This is a genomic window from Sphingobacterium hungaricum (assembly GCF_015210005.1).
GTDB classification, from domain to species: domain Bacteria; phylum Bacteroidota; class Bacteroidia; order Sphingobacteriales; family Sphingobacteriaceae; genus Sphingobacterium; species Sphingobacterium hungaricum.
Map to the genome: position 1 here is coordinate 306,687 of NZ_MU158697.1, position 24,677 is coordinate 331,363.

Below are 24,677 nucleotides of genomic sequence, written 5' to 3' on the forward strand. Positions count from 1 at the left end.
TTTTACTTTTTAATTTTGAATTATTATCTTTGCCAATAAATCCATAAAATAAAAAAGTATGTAATACCCATTTCTTTCAAAATCTTACTGATCGGCCGACGGCCTTTTATTCATTTTTTTACCCGAAAGAAATCATGCTTTTTATTAATAACATCACATACGTACAACCGAATAAGGAACTGCTTTTTGAGCATCTTCAATTCAGCATTCATCCCCACGAAAAAATTGCGCTGATTGGCAATAATGGGGTTGGCAAATCCACGCTATTGCAGCTTATTGCAGGAAATCTGAAGCCCACTACAGGAAAGATCGATGCCGAGGCAGGCGTTCACTTCGTGCCCCAGCTTGTCGGTCAATTCAATCAATTGACGGTTGCGGAGGTCTTGGGAATCGACAAAAAGTTGGCTGCGCTCCATGCTATTCTGGCAGGAGAGGCCAGTGAAGAAAACTTTTCTTTGCTCGAGGACGACTGGACAATTGAGGAACGTGCCGCAGAGGCTTTTCAATATTGGCAGCTGCACGATCTCGATCTCCATCATCCGATGGAAAGCTTGAGCGGAGGCCAGAAAACAAAAGTTTTCTTGGCAGGCATCGTTATTCATCAGCCTGATTTTGTGCTGCTGGATGAGCCTACCAATCATTTGGATGCGGCATCCAGAAATCAACTTTATGAATTCGTTAAAACGACTTCCAAAACCTTGCTTATTGTGAGCCATGACCGCAGTTTGCTTAATTTGTTGACGACAACTTGTGAACTGAGCAGTTCGGGCATCACGACCTATGGGGGAAATTATGATTTTTATGCGGAGCAAAAAGAAATTGAGCGCAATGCATTGAATCAAGATATCCATAGTCAGGAAAAAGCACTGCGCAAAGCGAAAGAAAAGGAACGAGAAACCTCGGAGCGCCAGCAAAAGTTAGATGCCCGAGGAAAAAAGAAACAGGAAAAGGCTGGCGTAGCGCGGATCATGATGAATACACTGCGCAACAATGCGGAAAATAGCTCATCGAAAGTGAAAGGCATGCACCAGGAAAAGATTGCTGGACTTGCTGAAAAACTGCAAGACCTGCGCAGCAATCTTGCTGATGCAGATCGGATGAAACTAGGTTTGTTCAAGTCCGAATTGCACAAAGGTAAAGTATTGGCTGAGGCCGAAAACTGTAATTTCCATTTTGCGAATCAACCCAATCTATGGGCAACCCCACTCAACTTTCAGATCAGGAGCGGCGATCGACTGGCGATCAAAGGGCCGAATGGTTCGGGAAAATCCACACTGATTGAACTGATCTTGGGAAACCTGACGGCCACAGCAGGAAGGTTATTCCGCGCGGATTTTAAATCCCTCTATATAGATCAGGATTATTCCATGATCCGTTCGGAATTGAGTGTATATGAACAAGCAGAAAATTTCAACCATTCAGGACTTGAAGAGCATGAAATCAAGATCCGCTTGAACCGGTTTTTATTTACAAAAGATGAATGGAGCAAATCCTGCTCGGCCTTAAGCGGCGGAGAACGCATGCGTTTGTTGCTCTGCTGTCTGAGCATTGAAAACCAAGCTCCCGATGTGCTGATTCTGGACGAGCCTACCAATAATTTGGATATGCAGAACATGGAAATATTGACAAATGCTTTTTCCGACTATAATGGAACTTTGCTGGTCGTTTCGCATGATGCCTATTTTTTGGAGCAAATGCAGGTGGACAAGGAAATTGTATTGAGTTCTTAATTGAGCATCCTAGAAGACCTTTGTTTCTGGTGTTTTGTTGCATATTTTTTGCTGCGCAAAGGATTTTATTTGGACTGTTCGCTTAGACAGTTTGTGCGGGTTTCCTTGGCTTTTTCTTCTTGCGTTTTCCCCACCAGATAATAAATCCAGTGATTGGCAAACTGCTGGCAATTAAACTGGCGCTAAAGACCAGCATTTTTCCGGGAAGGCCCAATACTGCACCGACATGGATATCGTAATTCATTCCCAAAAGAACTTCTCCATTGTTCTTTTCGGACTGATTCCGTCGATGTAAAAGTTTTCCTGAATATTGGTCAAATTGGATTACATCATAATCCCAATAGGTTTCGTCGCCTTGATAACCTGTCGCATAAATTACCGCAGTTCCCCCATCAGCAGGAGACATGCTGATGCGATCAGCATGAGCAAAAAGTTTTTTTGCTTCTGCAAAGGCAAGGTCGTAGGCATTGTTGATTTTGGTCGTCGCTGTATCTGATTCGGCATAGAAAAGCGTTGGCTCTTTTGTGCTTGCTGACGCAACTACATACACCGTATCATAAAACCAAGTAAAAGCCCAAACCATTCCCGTCAGGGCCAAAATCATACAGATCAAAACCGAATAAAAGCCAAGCACATTATGCAGGTCATAATTGATGCGTTTAAATTTCGCCTTCCATTTAATGGTAAAGCTCTTGTCAGTATTGGATTTATTTAGATTTTTTGGCCACCACATAATAATGCCCGTAATCATGAGGATCACAAAAATAAAGGTGCTCCAACCGATAATCTGCTGGCCGATCGGATGATTGATCAAGAACGACCAATGCAACATCTTGACAACATTAAAAAACTCATATTTGTAATCGACAGATTTGGTGACTTCTCCTGTGTAAGGATTGACATAGGCCATCACATAATAATCGACTGCGTCAAAATACCAGAAAGCGTCTGCATTTCCCTCTTTGTAAGCACCAAATTCCCAGGTTTTGTTCGGGTCGGGATAAGTCGTTGAAAATCCAACTTTAATGCCCTGACCAAAAGCTTCCTCCGCTTTTTTGGTGAGGACGCTCAAAGGCAAAGCTTGAGCATGTTTGGGCGCCTCGACAAAATAGGCTTTAGGGTCTATCAATTCCGAAATTTCTTTTTGAAAAGCAAAAATACAGCCCGTCACGCCTAAGAAAACAACCACTAGACCGGACGCAAGCCCCAGCCACAGGTGCAACCAATCGCTGATCTTTCGGAAGCGAGATTTCTTGGATTTACGTTTTTGAATCGGTCTTCTCATAGAAAATTGAAAAAACCAATTGACCCATTTCGGATCAATTGGCGTTCTAGTTTGTATCTTTTGTTAAAGGAACTCAACTCGATATTCCTTTTCCTTGTTATTCAGCAATTAAAATTTATACGTTACACTTAACCTGAAATTACGAGGCGGTTCAGCTTGCCAAGAATAAATCGCTTGATTGTAATCTGGAGCATTCCAATAATTGGTATAATAAGCACCTGTGTACAGGTATTTATCCAGAATATTGAACACATTTGCCGTCACCCTTAGGTTGCTGTTTTCCCAGAATAATCCACCATCTAATTTAAAGTAATTTGGTAAATTTTGTTCCGGTTGTTCTGGATTAAAATTATTGATTGCTCTATCTACTAGGTAAGTAAATCCGCCGGAGATTCCTGTTCCTTTTAGCTTGCCTCTTTGCAAAGCATAAGAAAGCCATGCATTGCTCGTATGCTTAGCGAAACCGGGAACCACATCCCCAACCGTCATACTCGTTACGCCATCAGCAACTTCCGTGACTTTGCCATCCGTAAAAGCATAATTCGCAATCAATTCAAAGCCTTTGGCAAGTTGTCCTCTTAGGTCAAACTCAATCCCCTGAGCACGCTTTTCACCTATAATAATACTGAAGTTCTCACCCGCAGCGTTTAGCGGATCAGCTGTTAATTCATTTCTCTTGCGAATGCGGTAAGCAGATAAAGTTGTATTCCATTTTCCTTCGAACCAATCACGTTTTATTCCCAATTCATAATTAGTCCCTGTAATCGGGTTAGCCGTTTCTCCGGAACGCAAAAGTCCTGTCTGTGGAATAAATGCTTCATCATACACCGCGTAGATTGCCGTATTTTTATCCAATGACACACTCAGACCTACGCGAGGTGTAAAACGTTTTGCTTTGTCCGGCGATCCGCCCCAAGCCGATTGGCTTACATAGGAATAACGGCCAGCAAGCGTCAAACGCAATACATTGTCAAAAAAGCCTAACTCATCCTGAAGGTAAAGGCTGATGTATTTTGAATCCATCAATCCGCCTGCGGCAATAGCTCTTTCTTCCAGAGGCGTGTCGCGGTCGAAGTCAGGATAACCATTTGGAGGAGTTCCATAATCAGGATTATAGATATCAAAAGGGTCTGTCAGCAAGTCCAGATCGTGAGATTGTCCCCAATCTGCGATGTAATTTTTCCTTCCTCCATCAAAACCCGCCAAAATGCGATGCTGAACAGCACCAGTCTTCACTTCTCCATTTACAAAGAATTGAGCAAGCTTCATTGTGCTTTCCGCATCCCAAACTCCTATATTTCGAATCAATGTTCCATCCGCAAAAACGCTAGACGGCCAAGAGCTAGCTCCTGTCTGCAAATATTTAGAATACGCGACTTGAGCTGTCGCTTTCCATTGGTCATTAAAGCTATGTTGTACATTCAAAAACACAGAATGATCATTGATCGTTGTGGGTTCTACGCCCGGCTGTGTCATTGTGAAATCTCTGGGAAGCGTCGCATAGCCATCCGGACTGAACACATAAAACGATCCGACTTCCGTCATGACTGCCTTTTGCCAAGCATATTCCGCTGTGAATTTAGTTTTGTCCGTAATCTGATAACTCAAGGACGGAGCAAATGTGTATCGGTCATTTTTCTCATGCGGTCTAAATGATCCTTTATTTTGCGTAGCACCATTAAATCTAAACAACAGTTTTCCGTCTTTCGTGACTTTATGATCGGTATCCAAGGCTATGCGATAAAGATCAAAACTACCGACCGTCGCGGTGACTTCAGAACGATTGAAACCCGTCGGTTTTTTAGTCACTACATTATATAATCCGCTAGGATCTCCATTGCCTATCATAAAGCCAGCAGGTCCTTTGACAAATTCAACATGGTCTACAAAACTCATGTCTTCGGTCAATGGGCCCCAATAAGAAGCCACGAAATTAAAACCATTCCGCAGCGCTTGCAATTGCGAACCGCGCATGGTAATGTTCGTGTACATATCGCCCCAATGTTCTGCACGCACAGCACCGCTGACGTTACGGATCAGTCCATCGCTCAGGCTGATAATCTGTTGGTCCTTCAAGACCTGATTGCTAATCGTCTGTATATTTTGTGGCGCCTCCAAAAGAGGTTCATTCAATCGCAGGGATGCCGATGGCAAACTGACTTTATATCTGTTTTCGATAGCAGTGACGATCACTTCTTGAAGCGTTTCGTTGCTTTCCGACAGGGTAAAGTCCACGGTTTGAGTTTGGCCTGCTTCAATCGTAACGGATTTTTCGGCCGACTGAATGCCAATCGCCGACACTTTGATTAGGTAAGTGCCTGGATTTATCTTTTTAAAATCGTAATTTCCATCTCTATTGGTTGTAGTCCCTGTATTTTCTAGACTTACGGTAACATATTGAGCGGGTTTTCCATCAGAGGAGGTAACCCTTCCTTTTATGGTTGTGGCCTGTTGTGCGAATACAGCCAATTGAAAAAATAGTGTCAAAAAGAGTAGTGAGAAGTACTTCATGTGTACGGGGAGTAATATTTAAAATTTATAACTTAAACTAGCGACGAAATTTCTTGGTTTTTGAGGATTGATAGACCAATACCCGATGTAGTAGGTTTCATTTGTCAGGTTGTTGACATTGCAGGTAATGCGGAAGCGTTTTGCATTGTAGAACAAACTTGCATTCACTAAGCTATAACTTGGCAGAATAAATTCCCCAACCACACTATTGTCAATCACTTTATATTCTCCAGCATAATTAGCTCCTAGTCCAAGACCAAAATCTTTTAAAGCACCGTTGTCAAATTTATAGGTTGCCCAGAAATTCGCCAAAGTCTGAGGGCCTTGTCCTCCAGGGCTGCGCCCTACTTCGTTGTAAAAGTCCGTCGGAGTTCCTGAATTTCCTTCAACAACTTCAATGTTGCCATGGCTAAAACCAGCAATTAAATTTAGTTCCGGAATTGGGTTTGCATTTAGTTCTAGTTCGAAACCTTTGCTCCGAGTCTTCCCGCCTTGTACCGCACTCGTTGGCGTATAATACACTCGGTTGGCTACATTGATATCATATACCGATAGCGTTGCAAACAATTTATCCGAAAACAGATTTGCCTTAGCTCCAAATTCAATCTGATTCGCTTGTTCAGGTTTAAATGATTTTATACCCAAACTAGTTCCATCATTGTCAAAAACTTCCGAAGGTGCAACGTTGTAAAACGCATTCATGTAATTACCGAAAAGTGAAAGTTTATTCAAAATAGGCTGATACACCAACCCGAATTTTGGAGAAAAAGTTAATTGGTCGTAACCATCCGTTCCGTCGTTGGGTTTATTTTCAAAGTAATCTAAACGCAAACTTGCCATAGCTGTCAACGCTGGCGTGATGTTCACTACGTCAGAGACATAGGCACTGAAAGCACTATTTATTATTTTCGTGTCCGAATGATCGGTAGCTGCTAAATCATTTTCGATTATTGTCTTATCCAATCCAGTCGGATTGGAAGGATCAGCACCCATAATCTGTCCTTGAGGATTGACTAATCTTGTCGAAATCCATCCCGAACTTTTATTTGTCACGGTTCTTGTAAAATAATCTAGACCAACTAGAAATCGATTTCGAACAGACCCAATTTTAAAATCTCCGTTAAAATTTTGCTGAATATCGAAGGTGTTTGTGTTATAATCTTGATTATTAAAATATTGGTAGAAATAAGCGGGTTCATCGGCTTCCGTTCCCCAAATGTAAGAATAGATTCCATCCGATTTGATATTGCTCGCTGAAACAACGGTTTGCGAATTCCATTGAGAATTTATCTCATAAAGAGCCTGCGCTTGTAAGTTCTTTCTTGGATTTCGAATGGTTAGGTCGTTGCTTGTAAATGATAGTTCCGGATTTAGGTTGAGTTCTTCAACATTCTTAAAGAACAAAGGCGTTTCCCTGTCGGAATGGAAGAACACCGGAGGAACCGCACGCTTTTCTTCTAGAATTTCAATCAGTAAAGAAAGGGAAAGGCGATCATTCACTTCATAAGCAAAAGTTGGCGCAATGAAAAATGAACGTTTGAAGCCCGCGTCTTGGAAACTATCCTCTGTATGCAAGGCAGTATTTAACCGCATCGCTATTTTTTGGGATTTGCTTAGTGGCGTATTGATATCTAATGCTAAGCGATTTAATCCAAAACTTCCCGTTGTAAAAGTCGCATCGCCGCCGAAATTATAATAAGGTTTTTTTGTAATGGTGTTGATGATGCCTCCATATCCATAGAAACTCGCACCGAACAAGGTGCCCGAAGGACCTTTTAATACTTGTATTTCCTCGACATTTGCAGGATCTAGATTACCGCTCACCAAACCAGGAAGGCCATTGATCAGACTGGGTTGTGCTTCGAAACCGCGCAATGCAAAATACGCACCACCGTCTCCGCCACGTCCAGTAGATTCCCAAGTACGCGCAATTCCTGGAACATTTCTCAATGCGTCATCATAATTCGTAACAATTTGCTCTTTCATGATTTCAGCAGAAACACCAGTATAAACTTGCGGGTTTTCAAGGTTTGTCAAAGGCAACTTAGCCACATCAACCCGTTCTTTGGTTAAATTCCCACGCGCGGAAACGATAATTTCTTGTAATTGATTCGCAGTTTCGGCGATTTCAAAATCAACTTCGATAACTTCATTTTGAGTTAGCTCAACTTGCTTTTGCTGATTCTGTATACCTAAAGAAGAAACTTTTATCAGGTAGGTTCCAGGCTTTAATTTCTTGAATTCATAATAACCTTGATCATCCGTCGTCGTACCCAAGTTATTTAGTCGAATCGTGATGTTAGAGGCACCTGTATGATCAACTGTTGTGACTTTTCCCTTAATGATTCCTGTTTGAGAATAACCTGCGAAGCAAGTCAGCGATAAAAAAAAGAGGAAAGTTACTCTATAAATTGACATATTATTCTTATTTGGATTAAATCTAAATTGAAGCAAATTAACGTCACAATTTTGTTAATTCCAAATAAATGAAAACAAATAATTAACTGTAGCTAAATCAAGTAGACTTCAAGTAATTTTAAAACACTGATATACAGAGATTAACAAGAAGGATTATTCTAGCTATAAACTTAGGGAATACTGTTCTTTAATCGCTTTTTTCAATATAGAAAATGATTTATGGGGGTATTTATAAACACTTTTATGCATTTCTATATCCTGCAAACCATTCCTCCTCCATGGAATAAAAGATCATCCATGCTAGGCTTTGGGGAATAATCACTGCATTATCATTTCCTAAATAAAAGAAATGTTGCGCGTGATTTAGCAGATCATCGAGATTAAGCTCGAGTATAGGCGAATAGTTTTGGTAGTAGAACAAAACCTTCTGACTGTTCAGCCCTAAAGCGGCAATGGCATTTCGAATCCCTAGCTCCGGATCGGAAGGCGCATCGCAGACTTTCGGAATGTCCGGAACATACCGAAGGATATGTGTATTGGGATAACTAATATCAATATTTTTATAGAATTCAGCCCAATTTCCTTGAGACAGGTTTTCGGCTTTAAAGTAATAAGTCGGATAATCACGATGCAAAATTTCAAGCCAAATCGCATGTTCTTCTTCCGTAACGGCCGCTAAAGAAAGCAGCCGATGTGAAATATCATGGTCAAGGATGTAATCGTAAGTCTCGATCCAATTGGAAATTGAGCTCTTGATTTCGCCCTCGATTCTTAGTTTTAATTGAACCTTTGCGCGAAGCAATTCCAATTTGCTTCTTTGATCATGTTCCATGCGTCAGGACAAATTAAGTGTTGACGACTATTTTTCTAAGCCCCAACTGCGGTTCGCTTTCGGACCCATCTGCAATTCTAACGTCCCTCCAGCAAGCAAATCCTCATGGGTGAACCAAGTTTTGTTCCAGGTTTTTCCATTCAGCTTCGCTGACTGAATGTATTTGTTCTCCTCCGAGTTTCCATGAGCAAGCAGGGTAAAAGTTTTACCGTTATCTAGCTTGATTGTGACTTTTTCGAAAGTTGGACTACCGATGCTGTATTGGTTTGTTCCCGGCGTGACCGGGTAAAATCCCATTTGCGAAAAGACGACGAATGAAGTCATTCCTCCCCCATCTTCGTCTCCGGGAACACCCATTAAATCATCACGAAACCATTGCTTCAGTAAAGTCCGAATTCGCTTCTGAGTTTTCCAAGGTTGCCCTGCGTAATTGTACAAATACGGAATATGCAACGAAGGTTCGTTGGCCATTGAAAATTGACCTACATTCCCCGTATGATCTGGCAATTGCTGGTAAAAATCAAACTTCGATTTTCCTAAGCCCTGTCTGAACATATCATCCAGATTTTTTGTGAACTCTGCACTTCCACCCATCAAAGAAATCAAATCTGGAATATTATGCTGTACATCCCAGCGATAAATCCATGCATTATTCTCTCCATAGGTTCCTCTTGCGCCTTGACCGCCCGAAAAGACATAATCAAATGGTTTTAGAAAGTTTCCGTCCGCATCTTTTGGATGGAAAAATTTTGTTTCAGGATTAAAAAGATTGCGGTAGTTCAAAGCCTTTTTGGAAAAAAGCTCATAATCATCCGTCTTACCTAAAGACTTCGCCAATTGCGCCAAGCACCATTCATCATAAGCCGTTCCTAAGGTCACCGCAACAGGTTGTCTTCGCTCGAAGCTATGCACTTCAGCAATCGTCTCTTGTTCCCCATCTTTTAACGCAGGAATGTATCCATGTTCTTGATAGAATTCATCCAGCTTTCCGGCAGGTTTTCCTGACCACGGAGCCAATGTTTTATCCATCACTGCATTTCTTCCAGCTTGGTAAGCTTTTTCCAAATCAAAACCCGTGATTCCTTTAACATGCGCATCTAAAACAGTTGCCACGCCATGATTCGAGTTCATGCGTCGGCTGTCGCCGTTAATTTCTGGAAAAGTAGGCATCCAGAAGTTAGGCATTTGCTCTGCCATACGGACAAATGAGTTCAGGATATCGCCTTCTTCTTTTGGATTTAGAATCACACGCAAGGGATGATGGGCGCGATAAGAATCCCAAATCCAATCATCCGTATAGAATGGAGAACCTCCATCTTGATGAACTTTTCCATCAAATGCGCTAAAATAACGGCCATCTTCCGAAATGTTCACCGAGCGTTCGTATGTGCGATACAGCGAAGTGTAGAAAATATTTTTCTCGCTTTCTGTTCCTCCTTTGACCAGTATTTTACCCAGCTCTTTGTTCCAGATTGCGCGCCCCTTATCTTGTACTTCCTTAACAGAATAGGTTTTTATTTCTCTAGCAACATTCTTTTTCGCTTGTTCGGCATCGATAAATGAGATGCCGTAGCGAAGATTTATTTTTTTATCATTCTTCTTGAAACCAATAACCAATGCCGCATCTCTTCCTTCTGCTTCAGTCCCTTTAATCAGTTCCGAACCTTTCAAAACGGAAACGATTTCTGGTTTTTGTTCGGTTTCTAAATAAATGTACACATTGGTCTTATTGCCTAAACTCTGAAATCCAGAAATTGCTTTGCCATCCCATTTCAGGTTTCCATTTCTAGAATTGAGAATGATGTATGAATTTCCATCCTTTTCAAAAGTCAGTTCATAAATTCCGGACTGATGCGAAGGCGCATAGTCTACATCCACCCGCTGTTCGTCCAAATAAACTTGGTACGAATAGGGCGTTATTTTTTCCAAGTCGTAGCTGTAAGAAATTACGGCGGAAAGATTTTTCAAATCACCTTGATAAGGACTTAGATTAAATGCCGAACTTCCTCTATGGCTGGTTACAATCAGTGGCAAACCTTTGATTAAATCTGACGTAAAATCATTCCGCTCAGGATAAACGCGCAACAAACTATTTGGCAAATGGACTGTAGGATAAGTCGGCACCAATAAATGGCTAATGTTACCTATGTAGGGGTTAACATAGTCTACAGGCTGTTTTTCTTGTGCTTTTGTTGAAAATGAAAGCAAAGAAAGAACAAGCAAGATTAGTATTGTTGATTTAAACTGTTTAACTGGGTTCGGCATGATGGTAAATAAAATTAAAGTCGATTTAGTTTTGAATTCGCAAGATGTAATTTTACTAAAATAGCAAAAAATATAGATTTACTTTTTTGAGTCATACAATGGTTACAAAAAGCGGAAAAATCTAACCGATGGTCTGATTATCCGGCTGTACTTGATTTCCATAAATTTCATCCAAAAGCGAATACAATCTCGGATGGTCTTTCTGCAACATCTTCGGTTTCTTAAAAAAGTATTCAGAGGTTACGGCAAGGAATTCAGCTTCATTTGTGGCCGCGTAATCGCGAATGTCCGAATGCCCTGTACGGATTTGTCTAATCGTGCGATGCATCTCTTGAAGCCATGGCTGTACCAATTCTTTTGGAATTAAATATTCGGGCACGCCATCCGTTTCTCCATCCGCTTTATCAATTAAATGAACAAACTCGTGAATGGCGGTGTTGCCTTCCGGATTTTTATTAAAACCCGCTCGCAACGCACCGATAGAAATAATCATTTTATGATTCAATGCCCCATCGCCGACCATTCCCAAAATATTTCGTTCACCTTCTTCAGTGTCAAACTTTTCGGTAAAGCTATCTGGATAGACCAAGACTTCCGTCAGGTTTTTATATGCCCAATTATCATAATGAATTAACGGAATTGTTGCGCTTGCTGCAATCAGTACTTTGTCTTCATTCGTTAAGACAACACCCTTCTCAGCAGAAATCTTTGTAGCCGAAAGAAAATACTGGCCTCGCTGCAGAAACTTCTCTTGGTCTTCCGCCGATAAGCTATCAAAAAAATGCACTTTTCGATGCAAGACATCCAACGCCTCTTCTCTACTGATATTCATATTATCTTGCTGAATCTTCGGCTTATTATAATATTTGAACACATAATAAATCAAGATAATTCCACACAGAAAGATAAAAGCAACGACGACGTAATCACGATGTTCCATAAAGGGGTACTTGTTGTTTTGGTTAAAAATTAAAAATAAGATTTTTATATACTAAAATGAAAGTAAACTGAAAGAAAAATTAATTTTAATAAAAACCAAATATTGGTTATTTTTATACTAAGAATAGTTTAAAGACTAAACAATGCTCGTAATTATTGAAGATGATTATTTGGCTAAATTAGTCGACGGTATTAGGCAAAAACCAAAATACCTGTTATTGTTGAACGCAAATTTCTTGTAAGAGTCAATCAAATAAGAACAGCTGAAGATGAAAACTATTTGAGAGGAATAAAATCCTTACATTTTGAAAAACTCAGTGGTGCTGAGGCTGGAAAATATTTAATCAGGGTTCAAGATGGATGGCGCATAATTTTCCGGATAGAGAAAGAAGAGATAAAAATATTAGTCATTGAAGAGCTATCTAATCACTTTAAATAATCAAATCATGAATGTTGTAAAAGATAGGTATGGGAACGATTTAAAAATAAAAGCTTTCCACGTTGGTGAGTATCTTAGAGAAGAAATAGAAGCAAGAGGTCTCATCAAAAAAGTTGTGGCGGAAAAAATCGGTATACTTCCTACTCACCTATCTGAAATCTTAAATGGGAAAAGAAGTCTAAGTGTAAAGACAGCCGTAAAGCTAGAGGATGTTCTGGATGGCATATCTGCTGATTATTGGCTTTCGCTACAAATGCAATTTGATATACAGGAAACAAAGCAAGAATTAGCTTTGACAGAGTGATGAAAGTTTTATTGAGAAAATTACTGTGAAACTCCGCCAGTTTACGGATTTCAAAAAGAAAGCAACTTTTTATAGTAAGCATAACTATAACAACAAAAAAAGCCTTTGATAAAAAATACCAAAGGCTTTTGAATTATTAAGCGGTCTGGACGGGACTCGAACCCGCGACCCCATGCGTGACAGGCATGTATTCTAACCAGCTGAACTACCAAACCTAATAATACAATTTTATCTATAATTTTTGGCGGTCTGGACGGGACTCGAACCCGCGACCCCATGCGTGACAGGCATGTATTCTAACCAGCTGAACTACCAAACCTAAAAATTATAAATATGTTTAAAGAACTCTTGAAACTTGCGTTTCGTTTTAGCGGTCTGGACGGGACTCGAACCCGCGACCCCATGCGTGACAGGCATGTATTCTAACCAGCTGAACTACCAAACCAATCCCCTTTTTACAAGGTGTGCAAATATACTCTTTATTTCTAAAATCAGCAGATTTTTTTGAAAAAATTCTAATCTACAGCTCCCTCTTTCATCTTTTCCGCATTCTCAGCGAATTGCAATGCATCAATAATTCCCTGAATATCACCATCTAAAACGGCTGTCAAATTGTATAATGTCAATCCAATGCGGTGCTCTGTTAAGCGGCCCTGAGGATAATTATAGGTGCGTACTTTTGCAGAGCGGTCGCCTGTAGATACCATTGTCTTCCTTTTTGCGGCAACATCACCATGTTTTTTCTGAACTTCTAACTCATAAAGTTTGGTACGCAACATCTCCATCGCTAGTTCACGATTGGCTAATTGGGAACGTTCAACCTGACAAACCACGACAATTCCAGAAGGCTTGTGCGTCAATTGCACCTTTGTCTCTACCTTGTTAACATTCTGGCCACCGGCACCACCCGAACGCGATGTCTGCAATTCGACATCCGCCGGATTGATTTCCACATCGACTTCCTCAGCTTCTGGCAACACAGCTACCGAAGCGGCTGAAGTATGCACACGTCCTTGAGTTTCGGTATCAGGAACACGCTGTACGCGATGTACACCGGATTCGTATTTTAACTGACCGTACACATCATCGCCAATCACTTTTAAGACAACTTCTTTATAACCGCCAGACGTCCCTTCCGTTACGTCCATAACTTCTGTACGCCAGCCTTTCGTCTCAAAATAACGAGTATACATTCGATATAAATCGCCAGCGAATAATGCTGCTTCATCACCTCCTGTACCTCCACGAATCTCAATCACTGCATTTTTCGCATCTTCCGGATCTTTCGGAATCAGCATTAAGCGGATTTCTTCTTCTTTCTCTTCTTTTTCAACCAAAAGAATATCTAACTCTTCTTTCGCCATCTCACGCAATTCCTGATCTTTTTCGTTTGATAAAATATCTTTATTCGTGTCGATGTTACTGCATATATTCTTATAGATATGATACTCCGCTACAATTTTGCCTAAGTCTTTGTATTCCTTATTCAATTTAGCAAAGCGTTTCATATCGTTGATGGTTTCGGGATTGCTTAATTCAGCCTCCACTTCTAACCATCTATCTTTAATTCCTTGTAATTTTTCTAACATACACTTGTATTTGCTTCTGTTTTGACAAAAGTGTTCAAAATTACGTAAATTTTCTTGCTTTTTGGTAGTACAAATGCATTAAGATGACACTGCTTTCAAGCCTACGATGGAAGCAATCAATGTGAAAATGAAAAATATACGCCAAAAATCAGCGGGTTCTTTAAAGAAAAATATTCCCATCAAAACTGTTCCAACAGCGCCGATTCCAGTCCAGATTGCATAAGCAGTTCCCAAAGGCAGTGTTTGGGTAGCTTTGACCAACAAAGTCATGCTGATAATCAAACTGACAGCGAATCCCAAATACCATAAGTACATTTCGTTGCCACTGCTGTGTTTTGCTTTGCCTAAACAAGTAGTAAAACCTACTTCAAATAACCCTGCAATAATTAAGATAATCCAATTCATGATCTAAACATTTTATACCACGAAGATGGGTATTGTTTGACGAATAAAATTTAACAAATGCTAAAATTTTCAGAAATATTAAATGCTTCTGATTCGACTTAGGGTAACTTGATTGATTCCTAAATAAGAAGCGATGTAGGCAAGCTTGGTTCGATTTGGCAAATCTGGAATATCTCGCAATAAATCTTCGTAGCGCTCTTTAGCAGTTTTGAAGAACTGAGCTACTAATCGCTCTTCTGATTTTATAAATTCAAGCTCGGTTAATTTCCTGCCCCAATTTGCCAATTCAAGATTTTCTTGGTAATACTTTTGAAGCTTGACCTGATCGATTTTTACTAAAACCGAATCTTCAATCACTTGAATATACTCTTTCCCAGCCTTGCCTGAAGTGTAGCTGTTTAGTGAATATAAAATTGACCCTTTTTCAGAAAATGAAACAGTAATTTCTTTGGAAGCAGTTTCATAATAGATTCTGGCTAATCCAGATTTTATAAAAAACAAATTGCGTTCAATTTTTCCTGGAACAATAATCAGCGTGTTTTTGGGTACGTTTATTTCTTCGGAAATGCTAAGCAATGTGTCTAAGCCTGCCGAAGATAATGGCGTGATGCTATTAAAAATTGCTTGGATGTCCATCATTCCAATTTTTTAATACTAAGGATTGTCCATCCCATATGGCGTAAGTCTGAAAATTAATCCATTCTCCTAAGTTGACAATCCTCGAATTGTCCAATGCTCTATCATAAGGCAAATGACGATGTCCGAAAATAAAATAATCAAAGCGTTCTTTGCCTAACAATTCATTTGCATACAGAATCAGCCACTCCTTGTCATCGCCAAGAAATTGTTCTTCATCCGAATTCGCCGCGCGGCTATGCTTCGACCAACGCTGTGCTATCCCCATGCCGATAGAGGGATGAAATACCGAAAACAACCATTGACAAACAGCGCTTCGAAATATCTTTTTGAGCAACTTATATTTCGCATCGCCAGGACCTAATCCATCGCCATGATGCAAATAAAATTTCTTGCCATTTCGCTCAAAAATTAATTCATCATCAATAATTGTTGCATTCAACTGCTCCTTGAAATACGAGAAAATCCACATGTCATGATTACCCTTGAACAAAGTAATGGCAACGCCAGCATCCGCCAATTCGGCGAGCTTTCCCAAGAAACGGATAAACCCTTTCGGCACGACTGTTTTGTATTCAAACCAAAAATCAAAAATATCCCCGATTAGATACAATTCTTTGGCATCATCTTTAATAAAATCCAGCCACGCTACAATCCGCTTCTCCCTTTCGAAAGAAGACGATTTCTGACCAACTCCTAAGTGAAAATCAGAAGCGAAATAGATTTTATCTCTCATAAAACGTTTGCTACTACCAAATGACTTAATCGTGCAGAGACTATTCCACATCGTAAGATTTTAGTAGATTTGTTTAAATCTAAAAAAGTATGAAAGCAAATATAGGATTTATCTTAATTATGGCAGTAGGATTCACGGCCTGTAATCAAGAAAAAACAATTGAACCAAAAGAAGCAATGACAATAAAACCGTATCCGAAAACTGAGAAAATTGGACAACAGGATGATTATTTCGGAACTACAGTAGAAGACCCTTACCGTTGGTTGGAAGATGATTTATCAGAAAAAACAAAAGCTTGGGTAAAAGCCGAAAATGAAGTAACGGAAGATTACTTAAGCCAAATTCCTTTCCGCGAAGCAATCCGTACACGCCTCGAAAAATTATGGAACTACGAAAAATTCTCAGCTCCGTTTCAAGAAGGCGAATACACGTATTTCTACAAAAATGATGGTTTGCAAAATCAGTTCGTTCTTTACCGAAAAAAAGGTGACGATGGCAAAGAAGAAGTTTTCTTAGACCCGAATACATTTTCAAAAGATGGGACCACTTCTTTAGCCGGTGTGACATTCAGCAAAGATGGCTCATTGGTAGCTTATCAAATTTCAGAAGGAGGTTCGGATTGGCGTAAAGTCATTATTCTTCAAGCAGCTGACAAAAAAATTATTGGCGACACCTTAATCGATGTCAAATTTTCTGGCTTAGCCTGGAAAGGAAATGAAGGGATTTATTACAGCAGTTATGATAAACCAAAAGACGCTTCTGCCCTTTCGGCAATGACTGATCAGCATAAATTGTATTTCCACAAACTAAATTCCGCACAAACGACAGATAGCTTGATTTTCGGAGGCTCAAAAACTCCAAGACGCTATGTTGGCGCTGGCTTATCTGAAGATGAGCGCTTTTTGATCGTTACTGCCGCGAACACCACTTCTGGCAATGAGCTCTATGTAAAAGATTTATCAAATCCATTATCGGAATTTGTGACTGTCGTCAATAACATGGAGAAAAACCATTACATCATTGACAACGAAGGAGAAAAATTCTTTATTTATACGGAGTTAAATGCACCGAATGGAAAAATTGTAACAACAGAATTCGCAAATCCGACGACAGCAAACTGGAAAGATTTAATCGCTGAAACGGATCAAGTCTTGCAACCCTCTTCTGGTGGCGGAAAAATATTTGCGTCGTATTTAAAAGATGCGATTACGCAAGTAAAACAATATGACCGTGCTGGAAAATTAGAGCGTGATATTGAATTGCCAGGAATTGGAACTGCCGCAGGGTTTGGGGCAAAAGAAAAAGACAAAGAACTGTATTTCACATTCACCTCTTACATCAATCCGGGAACCATTTACAAATACGATATCGCCTCAGGAAAATCTGAAATCTATAAAGAATCAAATGTACAATTCGACCCAAGCAAATATGAGTCAAAACAGGTTTTCTACACATCGAAGGATGACACGAAAATCCCAATGATTATTACCTACAAAAAAGGTGTGAAATTGGATGGAACAAACCCAACACTTTTGTACGGATATGGTGGATTCAACATTAGTTTGACTCCTTCGTTCAGCACAAGCAATATTATTTTATTGGAGCAAGGCGGCGTATATGCTGTTGCCAATTTGCGCGGTGGTGGTGAATATGGTGAAAACTGGCACGTTGCCGGAACAAAATTAAATAAGCAAAACGTGTTTGACGATTTCATTGCGGCTGCAGAATATTTAATTGCAGAAAAATATACGTCATCAGAAAAACTAGGCATTGCCGGCGCATCGAACGGCGGACTGTTGGTTGGCGCAGCGATTACCCAAAGACCAGAATTATTCAAAGTTGCTCTTCCTGGAGTTGGGGTGTTGGATATGTTGCGTTACCATAAATTCACAGCAGGTGCTGGATGGGCTTATGACTACGGAACGGCAGATGATAATGCAGAAATGTTTGCATACCTATACAAATATTCTCCATATCACGCGTTAAAACCGGCGACAAATTACCCAGCAACAATGGTGACTACTGCGGATCATGATGACCGTGTAGTGCCTGCGCACTCATTTAAATTTGCTGCTCGTCTGCAAGAATATCATGCTGGCGAAAATCCAGTTTTAATTCGCATTGAAACCAATGCTGGACATGGAGCAGGTAAATCAACTCAAATGGTCATTGCGGAGCAAACCGATAAATGGGCGTTTTTATTTCAAAACACCAAAACAGGTTTCAAAGAAATCAAATAAAACTTAATTAATTTCAACTTGTTTATTAAAGAAGGAAAACCAAATTTTCCTTCTTTTTTTATGAGCACATTTTATGATAAAATCCGAAACAAGGAAATTGCACCGATTGGCTTAGGCACTTGGAACATGGGTGATGATTTGCGCAAACAAGATGACGAGATTCAAGCGTTGCGCCATGGATTGGATTTGGGTATTTCGATTATCGATACCGCCGAGATGTATGGCAATGGGCGTTCGGAGAAAGTTGTTGGCGAAGCCATCAAAGGACGACGAGAAGAGGTCTATCTAGTTTCAAAAGTATTACCGTCGAATGCGAATTTTGACGGAACAATACGTGCCTGCGAACGCAGTTTGTCCTTTTTGCAAACAGATTACCTAGACCTGTATCTATTGCATTGGCAAGGCCGATATCCGTTTCAAGAAACCATTGATGCAATGGAAGAACTGAAAAATCAGCAAAAGATAAAAGCGTGGGGCGTGAGCAATATGGATGTTTCTGAAATGCAAGAAATTCTAGGTTCTACAAGTGGCAGTTCTTGCGAAACCAATCAGGTTTTGTATAACTTGAGCCGGCGTGGAATTGAGTATGATTTAAAACCATTTCATGACCAACAAAAAATCGTAACCATGGCCTATTCGCCAATCGAGCAAGGCCGGATTTTAACAAATAAAACGTTGCAAGGCATTGCTGATAAGCATCAGGTTTCAGCCGCACAAATTGCCCTGGCTTGGGTTTTAAGCCACCAAAATGTTGTTCCAATTCCGAAATCTGCAAGTGCAAATCGAGTGGAAGAGAACTTTAACAGCTTAAAAATCGAATTAGATCAGGAAGATGTTGAAAAATTAGATTTGGCATTCCCTCCCCCTACACGTAAGGTTTCTTTGGAAATGATTTAGTCGCGACCGATCTTTCTGTCTTAGAAATACTTATAAAAAATACTGAATAAAGATAAAATAGATTAATTTTATCTAAAAACCTATAACTCTAGACTAATGTTTAAGAAATACCTCTTTATTTTGAATTTATTGCTCTTTCAAAAGCTTCTGTTTGCTCAAAACCTCAATGAGATTAAGTTCACGGTAGAAAAAGCGACTGATTGGACAAGTCTGTTTCAACGAACTCATGGCTGGTACGGAGGAGACGGAATTTACAGCATCCCCTTAAATGGCATTGAGCATCACCCCTCCGCTGGTGAAACACTGTTTATTTTTAGCGATAGCATGATCGGTGAAATCGAGGACGGAAAGATTAAACCCGGAAGCAAGATGATTCATAACGCAATTGCCATTTTGGAAGACGAGAAACCAAATCCAACGCAGTTGAAATTTCACTGGCCAATTGACGCAAAAGGATCTGCAGAATCTGTTTTTGTGTTGGATACCTCAAAACGAGATTCTTCGGAATACTATTGGTTGGGCGATGGATTCGTCAACCAAGAAAAAGAAAACGCATTGTACATTTTCGGTTATCGCGTGAAGCAAATTGGTAGCGGGACTTTTGGATTCGAAGAAGTTGGCAATACACTAATCAAGATAAATGCGGATGAAAAACCACCATTTAAGTCATACTTGCAAAAGGACACGCCATTCTATATCGACAAAAGTACAGGAGAAATGGGTTCATTTGGTGCAGGGATTTATGTCAACACAAAAGAATCTGGCGCAAAAAATCCGGATGGGTTCGTCTACGTGTATGGAGTAAGAGGCCGTTCGAAAAAACTGCTCGTTGCGCGGGTTAAACCCATTGATTTTGAGGATTTCGATAAGTGGAAGTTTTGGGACGGCAAATCCTGGCAATCTGACATCTTGAACTCAGCAGCAATTACAGACCAAGTTTCCAACGAGCTAAGCGTAACTGCGTTGCCAGACGGCCGCTATGCATTGGTATTTCAACACGGAGGAATGGGGAAATCAGTAGCGATGCGATTAGGAGAAACCCCTTTTGGTCCTTTTGGAAATGTAATTCCTATTTGGGATTGCAGTGATGATTTGAAGGGAAAATCATTCTTCGCTTACAATGCGAAAGCCCATCCAAGCCTTTCTGAAGAAGGGGAATTGCTCGTTAGCTACAACATCAATTCCCTTGAATTCCTGCAGGATTTAGGGAAAGATCCGCAATTTTATAGACCCAGATTTATTAAAGTAAAATTTGAATAAAATAAAAAATGAAACGGGAGACAAATTCCATTGTTCCCGTTTCGCACCATTGCTCAATTATGGCATAAGCTTATTTTACTTTAACTAGTTCTTCTTCATTGACCCAAGTTGGCTTACCTGCTTTCATTTTGTTGAGCGTTTCCTGATATTGAGATTTTGATTCTTCATCGACTAAAGCGAGTGCTTTCTCTTGCCAAATCAGCGCATTTTCTTTATCACCAGATTTGTACAACAGGTTAGCATAAGTATCCAAATATGCCGGATTTTCACCTCTTTCTAAAGACATTTTGCTCCAAGCAATAGCGGATTGAATACAGTCGATATCCTCACAGTTTTCAAAAATCTTCCATGCATAGCTATTGAGCAAGCTTGGATTGATTCCCGTTTTAGATTCAGCAATCAGTTCATTGGTAGCGTCCCTAAATGCAGGCCAGTTTTTCTTCCTAAAATAGTAATTGACTTTTTGATTGGTGAATTGAGAACTAAAATTTAAGTCAGGATATTGGCTTGCCATTTCATTTTCCAAAGCATCAAAATCGACCTCTACATCTTTAGCGCGCAGTTGAGGAACAACTTTTTCCCTAATAATCGCATCTACCAAAATAGTATTTGACATTCCTGAACCAAGCAATTCATCCACTTTAGCCCGATTTTCATTGACAATTTCATAACCTATTGAGTTTGTCGATTTAATCGTCTTGACAAGAAATCTAAGATTATCTTTTTCCAATAATTCATCTTCCGCTAATAAGGCGATGAATCTTTCTTGTGCTTGCCTAGCTAATTTCTGGTCATAAGCAGCTTCCGCGGCTATGGCCATCGATTTAGCAATTTCCTTATCGTTTGGATTCGCATCGTAACGCTTAACAAGCGTTACATATTGGGTTTCAGGATTCAATCCTTCTTGTGCCTTCGCAATGAAAGCATCTGCTTCGCTACTGCCAATGATTCGATGAACCAATTCTCCGTCAGGATTAAAAATCAAGAATGTTGGATAGGCAACTACGGAATAGTCTTTTTGAAAGCGTTCAGCTTCGTCGTACCAAGATTTGACATACTTGCTGTCGGCATCCGTCTGGTCCATTTGAAGTTTCAAATTGACAAAATTCTTGTTGAAAAATTCCCCTACCTGCTGTTGCGGAAAAATATTTGCTGCCATCCATTTGCACGGACCACACCAGGTAGTAAAAGCATCAACAAAAATATATTTGTTTTCAGCTTTCGCTTTAGCTACGACTTGATTCCAGTTTTTGGAATGTTCAAAATGAATACCAGACTCTTGAGAGAGAGCGAATAATGGAAGCAGAAAAAACATTAAAAATAGCTTTCTCATAAATTAATTTCTATGTAATAAATATACAAATAAATTAATTATGAAAAAGCTATCTAATTTTATTTTATATTCAACTTGTTCTTTAACGCAGGCTTTAACGCATTTTTGTGAACTAGTAAAGAGATTGTTTTGTAACGAACATATTCTTTGGTAGCATACATATATCCCTTATAATCATTGGATTCGCCCCAAGAATTTTTAACAATGTAATACTCTTTGCCATTTTGGTCTTTGACCAAACCTACAATATGCATTCCATGGTCATCCGTTGTTGAATAATCATCAAATGCCTCTTGTCTTTGTTGTGGCGTGATGTTGGCTTCCGGTTTTGGACCGTTGAATAGATTATCTTGTTCTTCTTTTGTCAACTGTTCAAAAGGCTTTTCAGGAACAAACGCAACTCCATTCTTCCAGCTAAAATTCTTTTCAGAAACGTCCGTTGCCCAAGCAACTGTATATCCATTCTTCAACGCTTCATCAATGACATCTGTTAATTCATTAATCTCCACATTTTGAAAACTTTCAAATGACCAGTTATCAGGAATTAATAAAACAAATGGCTTGTGGTACGGGTACGCATCGAAAGAAGAAATTCCAACATAATCATCGGGGTTGATTCCAATAACTTGGTCCGCGAATGTTCTTGGTGTATACGTTTTTCCAGCATAGGTAAAGGATTCTGGAACCTCTCCTAAATATGCATCCATTGCGGCAGCAAATGCTGTTTTCCAAGTAGGACTCAACTTTTTGTTTTTCACAATGGTTTCGTTCATGCCTTGAAGCAAACTTCCCATTTCCGAAAAGTTGTTACGCGTTTGACCCGGTTTCAATCCAGTATACACATCTTTTGGAACAGCGCCATACTTGCGGAAAATCGTCAACACATCATGTAATTGTCCGCCGTCGCCTTGCGCTTGGTCGCCATGCAAACGAACATAGGTCACCGCTTTTTCTAAATAGGTATTGCGAGCTGTAAAAATCGGTGAGATATCCACAGGTTGTTTTCCCATGCGGATCATTTCAGATTCCAAGAATGAATTTCCTGAATATGCCCAACACGTACCGGATGAACCTTGATCTTTTATAGAAGTATTTCCGAGATTGATTACTTCTGTGAATTTAAATCCCTCTTTGCTGTTATCGCTAACATTTGCTTTCAGGGAGTTGATTAAATTATCTTGCGCTTGTGCGTGAAAACTCGCTGTAAATAGAGCCGCAGCGAGGTAAAGAGATTTACTCCAATTCATAAAATTATAATTTTTAACGAATTTAGAACTTTTACGCCCGAAAGCTCGTTTCATTATGTAATAATTTTAATGCAAAAGTGCTAGTCGAGCTCCAAAACCACAGGACAATGGTCAGAATGCACCGCTAAAGGAAGAATTGAAGCGCTTTTTATTTTACTTTCTAAAGATTTAGAAACCATTTGGTAGTCAATCCGCCAACCTAAGTTCTTCGCACGCGCTCCTGCACGATAACTCCACCAAGTATAGTGATGAGGTTCAGGATTCAGGTGCCTAAATGAATCAATATAGCCAGAATTAATAAAATTCTCCATCCATTCGCGCTCCGCGGGCAAAAATCCGGATGAATTTGCATTCGATTTAGGATTATGAATATCGATTGCCCGATGGCAAATGTTAAAATCTCCGGTCACAATCAGGTTCGGCTTCTCTTTCAGCAATTCATCGCTATACAACTGAAAGTCATCAAGAAATTTATATTTAAAATCCTGACGGACATCACCTGTCGTTCCTGATGGAAAGTAAGCGCTCATGACAGAAACATCATCAAAGTCAGCGCGAATCATGCGGCCTTCAAAATCATATAATTCATGACCGCAACCATATTCTACATGCTTAGGGGTAATGCGTGTAAAAATCGCTGTTCCGCTATAGCCTTTTTTCTGCGCAGGATACCAGTATAGTTCATATCCCATCTGCTCCAGATAAATCAATTCGGGAATTTGATCAGGCGTGGCTTTAATTTCTTGCAAACAAACCACGTCAGCATTTACAGATTTCAACCAATCTATCCAGCCCTTTTTCAAGGCTGCGCGCAACCCATTCACATTATAAGTTATGATTTTCATTAAGGCAGCGTGTAATAAGGTGATTTTAGAGAATCAAAAAGCTTGGTAAAAAAACCTAATTTTGGCTCTAAACCATTTTGTACTCTTTCGTAATTAATCGCTTCTCTTTTTGTTAGCAGATGCATTGACATGCGCACATTTTCAAGCGGCCGGTCACGATCGTCTGTTTTCACTTTTGCAACAGCGTCAATCATGTCAACGCCATTTAATAATTCACCAAATACGGTATAATTTCCATCCAAATGCGGTGTACCGCCAATAGTTGTATAGGTCGAACGCTGTAGGTCAGAAAGCTTTGCGCCTTTCAAACGGAACTGTTCTAAAGAATCCAAACCTGCGTTCGTAAAAACACGGCCTTGAACAAAATAGAATTGAGACCCAGAAGATTTTTTCTCCGGATTATCATCTCTCGCCGCGCCGATAGTTCCTTTTTTATGAATTAATTGAGGCTGGATTTCGGAAGGAATTTTGTATTCGGGACCACCGTTTCCAAGCTCTTGCCTATCCGCAGCAAATCTCGAATCAGGGTCGCCACCTTGAATCATGAAATTTTCAATAACGCGATGAAACAACAGCGAATCGAAATATCCTTCTTTGGCCAATTTCATAAAATTATCGCGGTGCTTTGGCGTTTCATTGTACAATTTCAATAGCGCATCACCCTTATTGGTGTGGATTTGAATATAATAATGCGATGGAGTTTGAGCAAATAAACTAATGCTTAATAAGATATAAGCAATGGATAAATAAATTTTTTTATTCATAA

At 39.8% G+C, this 24,677-nt stretch carries 20 protein-coding genes and 3 tRNA genes; 6 read left to right on the forward strand and 17 right to left on the reverse strand.

Annotated elements, in window-relative coordinates:
- Positions 1–134 precede the first annotated feature (134 nt).
- Positions 135–1,730 (forward strand): ribosomal protection-like ABC-F family protein, encoded by a 1,596-nt coding sequence (abc-f, locus tag C4F49_RS01245; RefSeq protein WP_196934009.1) that lies wholly within the window; start codon positions 135–137, stop codon positions 1,728–1,730.
- An 82-nt stretch (positions 1,731–1,812) separates the two neighbouring features.
- On the opposite strand, the gene C4F49_RS01250 is transcribed toward abc-f, so the two are convergent.
- From C4F49_RS01250 to C4F49_RS01275, 6 genes are all read right to left on the reverse strand, one after another.
- Positions 1,813–3,015, reverse strand: coding sequence for a PepSY-associated TM helix domain-containing protein (locus C4F49_RS01250; RefSeq protein ID WP_196934010.1), 1,203 nt, complete (start codon positions 3,013–3,015; stop codon positions 1,813–1,815).
- A gap of 108 nt (positions 3,016–3,123) precedes the next feature.
- A complete protein-coding gene (locus C4F49_RS01255) occupies positions 3,124–5,526 on the reverse strand; it encodes a TonB-dependent receptor (RefSeq protein ID WP_196934011.1) in 2,403 nt (800 codons plus the stop codon).
- A gap of 18 nt (positions 5,527–5,544) precedes the next feature.
- Entirely contained in the window at positions 5,545–7,944 is a 2,400-nt protein-coding gene (locus tag C4F49_RS01260) for a TonB-dependent receptor (RefSeq protein ID WP_196934012.1), read from the reverse strand.
- 241 nt (positions 7,945–8,185) lie between these two features.
- Positions 8,186–8,776: a hypothetical protein gene (locus C4F49_RS01265; protein ID WP_196934013.1), complete on the reverse strand. Its 591-nt coding sequence runs from the start codon at positions 8,774–8,776 to the stop codon at positions 8,186–8,188.
- A 27-nt stretch (positions 8,777–8,803) separates the two neighbouring features.
- A complete protein-coding gene (locus tag C4F49_RS01270; protein WP_196934014.1) occupies positions 8,804–11,041 on the reverse strand; it encodes a GH92 family glycosyl hydrolase in 2,238 nt (745 codons plus the stop codon).
- 121 nt (positions 11,042–11,162) lie between these two features.
- On the reverse strand, positions 11,163–11,981 hold the full coding sequence (locus tag C4F49_RS01275) for a M90 family metallopeptidase (protein ID WP_196934015.1): 819 nt from the start codon (positions 11,979–11,981) through the stop codon (positions 11,163–11,165).
- A 207-nt stretch (positions 11,982–12,188) separates the two neighbouring features.
- Here C4F49_RS01275 and C4F49_RS18140 point away from each other — a divergent pair, with 207 nt between their 5' ends.
- Together C4F49_RS18140 and C4F49_RS01285 are read left to right on the forward strand one after the other, a co-directional pair.
- Positions 12,189–12,419 (forward strand): type II toxin-antitoxin system RelE/ParE family toxin, encoded by a 231-nt coding sequence (locus tag C4F49_RS18140; RefSeq protein ID WP_196934395.1) that lies wholly within the window; start codon positions 12,189–12,191, stop codon positions 12,417–12,419.
- Between the two features lie 7 nt (positions 12,420–12,426).
- The gene (locus tag C4F49_RS01285) at positions 12,427–12,723 is read left to right on the forward strand and encodes a HigA family addiction module antitoxin (protein ID WP_196934016.1); all 297 of its coding nucleotides are present in this window, start codon (positions 12,427–12,429) and stop codon (positions 12,721–12,723) included.
- Positions 12,724–12,864: 141 nt separating this feature from the next.
- Here the strand turns inward: C4F49_RS01285 and C4F49_RS01290 are convergent.
- The 7 genes from C4F49_RS01290 to C4F49_RS01320 all read right to left on the reverse strand — a co-directional run bounded on the left by C4F49_RS01290 (position 12,865) and on the right by C4F49_RS01320 (position 16,089).
- Positions 12,865–12,938, reverse strand: a tRNA-Asp gene (locus C4F49_RS01290).
- A gap of 27 nt (positions 12,939–12,965) precedes the next feature.
- A tRNA-Asp gene (locus C4F49_RS01295) sits at positions 12,966–13,042 on the reverse strand.
- A gap of 52 nt (positions 13,043–13,094) precedes the next feature.
- A tRNA-Asp gene (locus C4F49_RS01300) sits at positions 13,095–13,168 on the reverse strand.
- Positions 13,169–13,238: 70 nt separating this feature from the next.
- Entirely contained in the window at positions 13,239–14,312 is a 1,074-nt protein-coding gene (prfA, locus tag C4F49_RS01305) for a peptide chain release factor 1 (protein ID WP_196934017.1), read from the reverse strand.
- 78 nt (positions 14,313–14,390) lie between these two features.
- Entirely contained in the window at positions 14,391–14,717 is a 327-nt protein-coding gene (locus C4F49_RS01310) for a DMT family transporter (protein WP_196934018.1), read from the reverse strand.
- A 78-nt stretch (positions 14,718–14,795) separates the two neighbouring features.
- A complete protein-coding gene (locus C4F49_RS01315; protein WP_196934019.1) occupies positions 14,796–15,356 on the reverse strand; it encodes a Crp/Fnr family transcriptional regulator in 561 nt (186 codons plus the stop codon).
- Positions 15,331–16,089: a UDP-2,3-diacylglucosamine diphosphatase gene (locus tag C4F49_RS01320; RefSeq protein WP_196934020.1), complete on the reverse strand. Its 759-nt coding sequence runs from the start codon at positions 16,087–16,089 to the stop codon at positions 15,331–15,333. The genes C4F49_RS01315 and C4F49_RS01320 overlap by 26 nt, the downstream gene beginning before the upstream one ends.
- An 89-nt stretch (positions 16,090–16,178) precedes the next feature.
- Between C4F49_RS01320 and C4F49_RS01325 the strand changes: the two genes are divergently transcribed.
- The 3 genes from C4F49_RS01325 to C4F49_RS01335 all read left to right on the forward strand — a co-directional run bounded on the left by C4F49_RS01325 (position 16,179) and on the right by C4F49_RS01335 (position 20,486).
- On the forward strand, positions 16,179–18,329 hold the full coding sequence (locus tag C4F49_RS01325; RefSeq protein WP_196934021.1) for a prolyl oligopeptidase family serine peptidase: 2,151 nt from the start codon (positions 16,179–16,181) through the stop codon (positions 18,327–18,329).
- A gap of 60 nt (positions 18,330–18,389) precedes the next feature.
- Positions 18,390–19,226: an aldo/keto reductase gene (locus C4F49_RS01330; protein ID WP_196934022.1), complete on the forward strand. Its 837-nt coding sequence runs from the start codon at positions 18,390–18,392 to the stop codon at positions 19,224–19,226.
- A gap of 96 nt (positions 19,227–19,322) precedes the next feature.
- Positions 19,323–20,486 carry a DUF4185 domain-containing protein gene (locus C4F49_RS01335; protein ID WP_196934023.1) on the forward strand — a complete coding sequence of 388 codons (1,164 nt, stop codon included), beginning with the start codon at positions 19,323–19,325 and terminating at the stop codon, positions 20,484–20,486.
- Between the two features lie 70 nt (positions 20,487–20,556).
- On the opposite strand, the gene C4F49_RS01340 is transcribed toward C4F49_RS01335, so the two are convergent.
- From C4F49_RS01340 to C4F49_RS01355, 4 genes are all read right to left on the reverse strand, one after another.
- Positions 20,557–21,819, reverse strand: coding sequence for a thioredoxin family protein (locus C4F49_RS01340; RefSeq protein WP_196934024.1), 1,263 nt, complete (start codon positions 21,817–21,819; stop codon positions 20,557–20,559).
- A gap of 59 nt (positions 21,820–21,878) precedes the next feature.
- The gene (locus C4F49_RS01345) at positions 21,879–23,066 is read right to left on the reverse strand and encodes a C1 family peptidase (RefSeq protein WP_196934025.1); all 1,188 of its coding nucleotides are present in this window, start codon (positions 23,064–23,066) and stop codon (positions 21,879–21,881) included.
- A gap of 80 nt (positions 23,067–23,146) precedes the next feature.
- Positions 23,147–23,911, reverse strand: coding sequence for an exodeoxyribonuclease III (locus C4F49_RS01350; protein WP_196934026.1), 765 nt, complete (start codon positions 23,909–23,911; stop codon positions 23,147–23,149).
- Entirely contained in the window at positions 23,911–24,675 is a 765-nt protein-coding gene (locus C4F49_RS01355; RefSeq protein ID WP_196934027.1) for a peptidylprolyl isomerase, read from the reverse strand. The genes C4F49_RS01350 and C4F49_RS01355 overlap by 1 nt, the downstream gene beginning before the upstream one ends.
- Between the last annotated feature and the right edge of the window lie 2 nt (positions 24,676–24,677).

Excerpts from the sequence above, each read along its gene's own strand:
- C4F49_RS01310 (WP_196934018.1), bottom strand. The coding sequence starts at position 14,717 with ATGAATTGGATTATCTTAATTATTGCAGGGTTATTTGAAGTAGGTTTT.
- C4F49_RS01260 (WP_196934012.1), bottom strand. The coding sequence starts at position 7,944 with ATGTCAATTTATAGAGTAACTTTCCTCTTTTTTTTATCGCTGACTTGC.
- C4F49_RS01250 (WP_196934010.1), bottom strand. The coding sequence starts at position 3,015 with ATGAGAAGACCGATTCAAAAACGTAAATCCAAGAAATCTCGCTTCCGA.
- C4F49_RS01355 (WP_196934027.1), bottom strand. The coding sequence starts at position 24,675 with ATGAATAAAAAAATTTATTTATCCATTGCTTATATCTTATTAAGCATT.
- C4F49_RS01275 (WP_196934015.1), bottom strand. The coding sequence starts at position 11,981 with ATGGAACATCGTGATTACGTCGTCGTTGCTTTTATCTTTCTGTGTGGA.
- abc-f (WP_196934009.1), top strand. The coding sequence starts at position 135 with ATGCTTTTTATTAATAACATCACATACGTACAACCGAATAAGGAACTG.
- C4F49_RS01285 (WP_196934016.1), top strand. The coding sequence starts at position 12,427 with ATGAATGTTGTAAAAGATAGGTATGGGAACGATTTAAAAATAAAAGCT.
- C4F49_RS01255 (WP_196934011.1), bottom strand. The coding sequence starts at position 5,526 with ATGAAGTACTTCTCACTACTCTTTTTGACACTATTTTTTCAATTGGCT.
- prfA (WP_196934017.1), bottom strand. The coding sequence starts at position 14,312 with ATGTTAGAAAAATTACAAGGAATTAAAGATAGATGGTTAGAAGTGGAG.
- C4F49_RS01350 (WP_196934026.1), bottom strand. The coding sequence starts at position 23,911 with ATGAAAATCATAACTTATAATGTGAATGGGTTGCGCGCAGCCTTGAAA.
- C4F49_RS01345 (WP_196934025.1), bottom strand. The coding sequence starts at position 23,066 with ATGAATTGGAGTAAATCTCTTTACCTCGCTGCGGCTCTATTTACAGCG.
- C4F49_RS01340 (WP_196934024.1), bottom strand. The coding sequence starts at position 21,819 with ATGAGAAAGCTATTTTTAATGTTTTTTCTGCTTCCATTATTCGCTCTC.
- C4F49_RS01320 (WP_196934020.1), bottom strand. The coding sequence starts at position 16,089 with ATGAGAGATAAAATCTATTTCGCTTCTGATTTTCACTTAGGAGTTGGT.
- C4F49_RS01325 (WP_196934021.1), top strand. The coding sequence starts at position 16,179 with ATGAAAGCAAATATAGGATTTATCTTAATTATGGCAGTAGGATTCACG.
- C4F49_RS01330 (WP_196934022.1), top strand. The coding sequence starts at position 18,390 with ATGAGCACATTTTATGATAAAATCCGAAACAAGGAAATTGCACCGATT.
- C4F49_RS01270 (WP_196934014.1), bottom strand. The coding sequence starts at position 11,041 with ATGCCGAACCCAGTTAAACAGTTTAAATCAACAATACTAATCTTGCTT.
- C4F49_RS01265 (WP_196934013.1), bottom strand. The coding sequence starts at position 8,776 with ATGGAACATGATCAAAGAAGCAAATTGGAATTGCTTCGCGCAAAGGTT.
- C4F49_RS01335 (WP_196934023.1), top strand. The coding sequence starts at position 19,323 with ATGTTTAAGAAATACCTCTTTATTTTGAATTTATTGCTCTTTCAAAAG.
- C4F49_RS01315 (WP_196934019.1), bottom strand. The coding sequence starts at position 15,356 with ATGATGGACATCCAAGCAATTTTTAATAGCATCACGCCATTATCTTCG.